This is a genomic window from Deinococcus sp. (genome assembly GCF_030523985.1).
Classification (GTDB): Bacteria; Deinococcota; Deinococci; order Deinococcales; family Deinococcaceae; genus Deinococcus.
The window spans coordinates 8091-14616 of record NZ_JAUNHK010000071.1; the positions used below are offsets into that span (position 1 = coordinate 8091).

At 65.2% G+C, this 6526-nt stretch carries 6 protein-coding genes and 1 pseudogene; 3 read left to right on the forward strand and 4 right to left on the reverse strand.

All coding sequences use genetic code 11. The annotated features are described in order from the left end of the window. Positions 1–111 precede the first annotated feature (111 nt). Both scpA and raiA read right to left on the reverse strand, forming a co-directional pair. The gene (scpA, locus tag Q4C89_RS10550) at positions 112–2259 is read right to left on the reverse strand and encodes a methylmalonyl-CoA mutase (protein WP_303102572.1); all 2148 of its coding nucleotides are present in this window, start codon (positions 2257–2259) and stop codon (positions 112–114) included. A gap of 164 nt (positions 2260–2423) precedes the next feature. After that, positions 2424–2984, reverse strand: a complete 561-nt coding sequence (gene raiA, locus Q4C89_RS10555; RefSeq protein WP_303102573.1) for a ribosome-associated translation inhibitor RaiA — start codon at positions 2982–2984, stop codon at positions 2424–2426. A 289-nt stretch (positions 2985–3273) separates the two neighbouring features. On the opposite strand from raiA, the gene Q4C89_RS10560 reads away from it, so the two are divergent. The 3 genes from Q4C89_RS10560 (at position 3274) to Q4C89_RS10570 (ending at position 5008) form a co-directional block, all read left to right on the forward strand. Then, entirely contained in the window at positions 3274–3954 is a 681-nt protein-coding gene (locus Q4C89_RS10560; RefSeq protein WP_303102574.1) for a TetR/AcrR family transcriptional regulator, read from the forward strand. Positions 3955–4022: 68 nt separating this feature from the next. Beyond that, positions 4023–4706 carry a glycosyltransferase family 2 protein gene (locus Q4C89_RS10565; RefSeq protein WP_303102575.1) on the forward strand — a complete coding sequence of 228 codons (684 nt, stop codon included), beginning with the start codon at positions 4023–4025 and terminating at the stop codon, positions 4704–4706. Between the two features lie 53 nt (positions 4707–4759). Next, positions 4760–5008 carry a hypothetical protein gene (locus Q4C89_RS10570; RefSeq protein WP_303102576.1) on the forward strand — a complete coding sequence of 83 codons (249 nt, stop codon included), beginning with the start codon at positions 4760–4762 and terminating at the stop codon, positions 5006–5008. Here Q4C89_RS10570 and Q4C89_RS10575 read toward each other — a convergent pair. After that, positions 4978–5730 carry a bifunctional 2-polyprenyl-6-hydroxyphenol methylase/3-demethylubiquinol 3-O-methyltransferase UbiG gene (locus Q4C89_RS10575; RefSeq protein ID WP_303102577.1) on the reverse strand — a complete coding sequence of 251 codons (753 nt, stop codon included), beginning with the start codon at positions 5728–5730 and terminating at the stop codon, positions 4978–4980. The two genes, Q4C89_RS10570 and Q4C89_RS10575, sit on opposite strands and share 31 nt — an antisense overlap. 23 nt (positions 5731–5753) lie before the next feature. Next, positions 5754–6526: pseudogene (locus Q4C89_RS10580) on the reverse strand (polysaccharide deacetylase family protein); the annotation flags it as partial.

The window sequence follows — 6526 nt, forward strand, 5'->3', positions numbered from 1 at the left end:
AGTCCAGCAAACTGACCGCCATTTGCACAGCGCCAGCGTTAAGCCCCTGTCCCCCCTGGGGAGAGGGGTTTGGGGTTGGGGCCAAAAGCTGAAGCTCTAGCCCCATAGCCCCTAAGCCTGCTCACCCCGCCGCACCAGCAGCCCCAGCACTTCCCGCGCCGAAGTCAAGATGGGCGTACCGGGGCCGAAGATGCCCGCCGCGCCCGCTTCCCGCAGTGCCGGGTAATCCTGCTGCGGGATCACGCCGCCCACGACCACCAGAATGTCGCCTGCACCCTCGGCCCGTAGCGCCTGAATCAGTTGCGGCACCAGCGTCTTGTGGCCCGCTGCCTGACTGCTCACGCCGACCACGTGCACGTCGTTTTCGATGGCCTGACGCGCCGCTTCCTCGGGGGTCTGGAACAGGGGGCCTACGTCCACGTCGAAGCCCAGGTCGGCAAAGCCCGTCGCAATCACCTTCGCGCCCCGGTCATGTCCGTCCTGACCCATCTTGACGACCAACATGCGGGGACGGCGGCCCTCGGCTTCGGCAAAGGCTTCAATTTCGTGTTGCAGGCTCTCGAAGCTCTCGTCGCCCGCGTAGCCCGCCGCGTACACGCCCGACAGCGTTTTGATTTCGGCGGCGTGACGGCCCCAGACTTTTTCCAGCGCGTCGGAGACTTCGCCCAGCGTGCAGCGCACTTTCATGGCGTCTACGCTGAGCGCCAGCAGGTTGCCTTCGCCCGTGCGGGCGCATTCGGTGAGGGCGTCCAATGCCTTTTGCACGGCGGCATTGTCGCGCTCGGCCTTGATTTTGTTCAGGCGGGCAATCTGCGACTCGCGCACGGCGGCATTGTCGATGTCCAGCACGTCAATCGGCGTTTCGGTGGTCGGGCGGTACTTGTTCACACCCACAATCACGTCCTCGCCCCGGTCAATCTTGGCCTGTTTGCGGGCCGCCGATTCCTCGATTCTCAGCTTGGGCACGCCCGATTCGATGGCCTTCGCCATGCCGCCCAAGCCTTCCACTTCCTTCATCAGTTCGCGGGCTTTGTCGGCCAGTTCAGCGGTGAGCGACTCCATCAGATAGCTGCCGCCCCAGGGGTCGATGACATTGGTGATGCCCGTTTCTTCCTGAATCACCAGTTGGGTATTGCGGGCAATGCGGGCGCTGAAGTCGGTGGGCAGGCCGATGGCTTCGTCAAAGGCGTTGGTGTGCAGGCTCTGGGTGCCGCCGAAGACTGCCGCCATCGCCTCGATGGTGGTGCGGACGACATTGTTGTAGGCGTCCTGCTCGGTGAGGCTCCAGCCCGAGGTCTGGCAGTGGGTTCGCAGCGCCTTGCTCATCGGCTTTTTGGGCGCGAACTCTTCCACCACTTCGCTCCACAGCAGGCGGGCGGCCCGCAGCTTGGCGACCTCGGTGTAGAAATTCATGCCGATGCCGAAGAAAAAGCTCAGGCGACCCGCGAAGTCGTCAATGTTCATGCCCTTGTTCAGCGCGGCCTGGATGTATTCCTTGCCGTCTGCGAGGGTGTAGGCCAGTTCCAGCGCGGCGTTGGCCCCAGCTTCCTGAATGTGGTAGCCGCTGATGGAAATGGAGTTGAAGCGCGGCATGTTTTTGGCGGTGTACTCAATGATGTCGGCAATGATCCGCATGGACGGCTCGGGCGGATAGATGTAGGTGTTGCGCACCATGAACTCTTTGAGAATGTCGTTCTGGATGGTGCCCGAGAGTTCCTCCAGCTTGGCGCCCTGCTCCAGCCCCGCCACGATGTACCCCGCCAGCACCGGCAGCACCGCGCCGTTCATGGTCATGGACACCGACATTTCGTTCAGCGGAATGCCATCGAAGAGGATTTTCATGTCCTCGACAGAGTCAATCGCCACGCCCGCCTTGCCCACGTCGCCCACCACGCGGGGATGGTCGGAGTCGTAGCCCCGGTGGGTCGCCAGGTCGAACGCCACCGAGAGGCCCTTTTGCCCAGCGGCGAGGTTGCGGCGGTAAAAAGCGTTGGATTCCTCGGCGGTCGAGAATCCCGCGTACTGCCGAATCGTCCAGGGGCGGGCGGCGTACATGGTGGCGCGGGGGCCACGGGTAAAGGGCGGCAGGCCCGGCAGGGTGTCGGCTGCGCCGTCAGCGGGCAGGTCGGCGCGGGTGTAGAGCGCCTTGAGCGTGATGCCTTCGGGGGTTTCGCGGTTGAGCGTTTCGGGGTCGCCGCCTTTCAGGTCTTTGCTGGCAAGGGCTTTCCACTGCGCGAGGTCAGGCTGGGAATGGGTCATGGTTGTGCCTCCGTGTGTGAATTCATGATGCCACGCGCCGCCCCGTGCCTCACCTGCTCAGGCCCGACGTGCCCCTGGGGGTAACAAAAATCCGGGCAGCGAGCACAAGGAAAAAGGCCAGAAACCCGTCCCCCAGGCTTCCGACCTCCTCCGTGATGCGCGGCTCAGTTCGATTCAATCAGGCCGTAGTGCCCGTCTTTGCGGCGGTAGACCACACCCGTCTGGCCCCCGTTGTCCTTGAACACGTAGAAGTCGTGTCCGAGGGCTTCCATCTGCACTACGGCGTCTTCCGCCGACATGGGGCGCAAGTCGAACTTCTTCTGGCGCACGATTTCGGGGTGGAACTCGGCCAGGTCGTCCTGCCCCTGCTGCACGGCAGCTTCGGCGGGGCCGGGCAGCGGTTCGGGGCGGCCCTCTTGCCGCTGCTTCATGTAGCGGGTCTTGAACTTGCGAAGCTGGCGCTCGAGGACGTCGCTCGCCTTGTCAATGGCGGCGTACATATCGGCGTGGTGTTCTTCGGCGCGGATAATGCCGTGCGGCACGTTAATCTGCACTTCGACCCGATTGCGCCGCTCGGCGCTGCGAACGTCACGGACCGTCAGGGTCACGCGGGCGTCGGTAATCTGGTCACTGTAGCGCTCAAGTCGGGTGAGCTTTTCCTCGACATAGTCACGCAAGGCTTCGGTCACTTCGACGTTGCGTCCCGAGAGCTGGTAGATATGCACAGTTCACGCTCCTTCGTGCCGCGAAAGCTCGCAGGCTGGTGACTTCGGCTTTCTCGGCTGACCCCACTCTAGCCTTTTGTCTGCCCGGTGTCAGGGAAAAGGCTCACAGCGGCCCGGCAAATTGGGCGCTATACTTTGGGAAAAGTGACTTGACACTGATTGTCTGGGCACTGATTTTCCGGGGGCCAAACTGGAGTCCGAGTGTCTGACGCCCTGTTCCCTCAGCTCCCTCAGCGCGGGGCGAAGCAGACAGTTGTGTTCGGGCAAATCCTCTAAACTGCCTGCTGTCATGAAAGTGGACCGTCAGGAGCAGGACGAAGCGCGGCGGATACGCATTGCCCGCGCTGCTTTCGAATTGTTCGCCCGGACGGGCCTCGACAGCGTGAGTGCCCAGGACATCGCCCACGCCGCTTTCGTGAGCCGCACCAACCTGTACCGCTACTTTCCCAGCAAAACCCACATGCTGCTGGCCCACTTCGAGCGCACGGTGGGCGAAACCCGCGCCGAGGCGCTGCGCCGCCTGAGCAGTGGCGCGACGCCGCAGGCCGTCTGGCAGCAGGTCACGGCGCGGATGGCTGACCTGGGCGTGCGCTACCGCCACTTGGTCGGCGCGGTCGGTCAAGCGGTTCTCAGCCGCCGTGTGGGAGAAGGTGCGGGAGGAGCGCTGGCACAGGAATTGCAGACCGCACAGACGCTGGTCGGGCTGGTCGAACCCGTGCTGAGCGCCATGAAAGCCCAGGGCAAACTGCGGGCCGACGCCGATACCCGTTTTCTGGCGGCGCTGCTGGTGGATTCCTGCTTGATGTCTCTCATCCACGGCGGACACCGCACCCAGCGCGAGGTGCTGACCGACTGGCAAGACCGATTCTCGCTGCTGATGCACGGGGCGCTGGTCAGTCCCCTCCCTGCTCCACATGCAGGCGAGGACGCGCCCGAACTGGAAGCGCGAAAAAGCAAGGCGCAGCACTGAGTCGCTGCACCGCCCTCCATCGCCCACTCTCGATCGCCTGCGTCGTCATCGCTTAGCATAGAAAGCAGATGACCTCAGGCCAGTTCCTTTCGTCTCCCGAAGTCTCCGCGCCTCTCACCGCGTCCTCGGTGGCGGTGGTCATTCCGGCCTACAACGAGGAAGACACGGTGGGCGAAGTGGTGCGCGCCGCCCTGACCCTCACGCCCGACGTGGTGGTCGCCTCCGATGGCAGCGCCGACGCCACCGCCCAGGCAGCGCGGGAAGCCGGGGCCAAGGTGGTCGAACTGCGGGACAACCAGGGCAAAGGCCCGGCGCTCTACGCCGCCTTGCAAGCCACCGACGCCGAATACGTGGTGATGCTCGACGCCGACTTGCAGGGGCTGACCCGTCATCACCTCGACCTGCTGCTGCGCCCGGTCCTGGCTGGCACGCAGGACATGACCATTGGGGTGTTCGAGGGGGGCGGCTTCGCGTCCGACTTCGGTAACAAGATGACGCCGCACCTCAGCGGACAGCGGGCTTGCCGCCGCGACTGGCTGCTGGGCGTGCCGCACCTCGCCACCGAGCGCTGGCCCGAACCCGCCATCACCGCGCACCTCAAGGCCACGCAGGCCCGCTGGGACTATGTCGAACTGCCGCAGGTGGGGCAGGTGCTCAAGGAGAAGAAGCGCGGCTTCTGGGCCGGAATCCGGGCGCGGGGGCAGATGTACGGCGAACTGCTGACCTTCTGGGCACGCAAGGGCAGAAGCTGAACAAAGGCACCCAGACGACGGAAAACGCCCGCACTCTGCCCTAATGTCGGGCCATGCAACTTCGAGACGACAGGGGCGCTCAGGTCACGCTCGACCTTTCCCGCGACGAACTGACGGTGCTGGCGGGCGGGCTGCTCACGGCGCTGGACCTGCTCAGCCGCGCCGACCCGGAAGAAGACCTGCGCCTACATCTGGAAGCCGAATTTCATGGTCGGGTCGGGGTCAGCCGGGCCTCGGCCACCGCGCTACTAACCCAATTGGTCGGCATCATTCAGGCAGGAGAAGAATCGGCCCGCGCCTGAAAGACCATGACTTCGCTGGCTTCGGAGAGTGGCCCGCCCTGAAAACTGCCCGTCACACGCGGCGTTTCAAAGCCCGCGCAGCGCAGCAGCCATACCATCTCGAAGCGGCTGAAATACCGCTGCGTCAGCGTGTGGTGGGCGCGGCGCAGGCCACCGTCCGGTGCGGTGGTGTCGGCAAAATACTCGGTGGTGATGACCTGCCGGGGCGCGTCGTGGCGCTGGAGGAGGAAGAGGTCGGTGCGCGACCCGTCCGGCGCGTGAAAGGTTTCGCCCTCGTGCCGCAGCGTGTTCATGGCCCCAAAACGTGGCACATACAGGTCGAAAACGAACTGCCCCCCTTCCCTGAGGTGGGCACGGATGTTTTGCAGCGCCGCCAGTTGTTCGGCGGGCGTGTAGAGATGCATCAGCGCATTGAACGGCGCGACAATCAGGCCAAAGCGTTCGTCGCTGCGAAAAGTCTGGGCACTGCCCTCCACGATGTCGAGGGTGACGCCTTCCCGCGCGGCCCGTGCCTGTGCCCTGGCCCGCATTTCGCTGCTCGGCTCGACGCCCAGCACCTGCACGCCGCGCCGCGTCAGAAAAGACGTGACCCGCCCGCTGCCCGCGCCGATTTCCAGCACCCGGCCCCCGACGCGTTCGCACAGGCCCGCGTAGAAATGTAGGTCGTCGCGGTAGGTGTCGTACTGCTGGTCATAAATGGACGCGAGGTCGTCGTAGTTCATGGTTGTCCCTCTCTTTCATTCCCTCAATCGCGGGCGAACAGTTCTTCGAAGCGCTGACGGCTCAGGATGCTCAGTTTGGGCTCCTGGGCCCCCTGGGCACTGCCGTAGGCGCGGCGCAACACCTCGGCCCAGCCCCGCAAGCGCCGGGCATCCTGTGCGGGCAGAGGGTGGGTCTCAAAGCCGACCAGCGCCAGCAGCGGGGCCAGCGATGAAAGGCAGAAAATATACTCGGTATCACGCAGTTCGGGGCGGTCAAGCAGGTCGCGGGCCAGCGCCCCAAAGTCGGTCGGCCCCTGACGCACCGCCCGGCGCGGCCCGATGTCCACGATCAGGGCATTGTTGACATGAAATTCGGCGGCGGGCGCACCGTGCGGTACAGGGGTCCCGTCGTTCAGCCGGATGCCGTGCAGGGGGAAGCGGGCTGGTCCCACCCGGAAGAGGTTGTCGGCCCGCCCACCCGAATAGCGGATATGACCCAGACGGTCAAAGACAGTGTCCAGAGTGGTAAAAGCCCGCCGCTTGAGTTCCGGCCCGCCCTGCGCCCCTGCCCCGTCCAGCGCGTCCAGCCGCACCGAGCGGTAGCCCCGCGCCCGAAGGTCGGAGAGCAAGTCGGGTAAGAGCGGCACCGTGACCCGCGCCCCTGGCCCCGCGTCGTGCAGCACCACCACCGCGCCGGGAACGAGCCGAGCGCTGAGGCGTTCGCGCACCGTTTCGGGCGTGGAAGCCCCGTGCCAGTCGCGTCCCTCCATGCTCCAGTGGGCACCGCGCACCCCCGCCAGCCGTTGCCCCAGCAGCG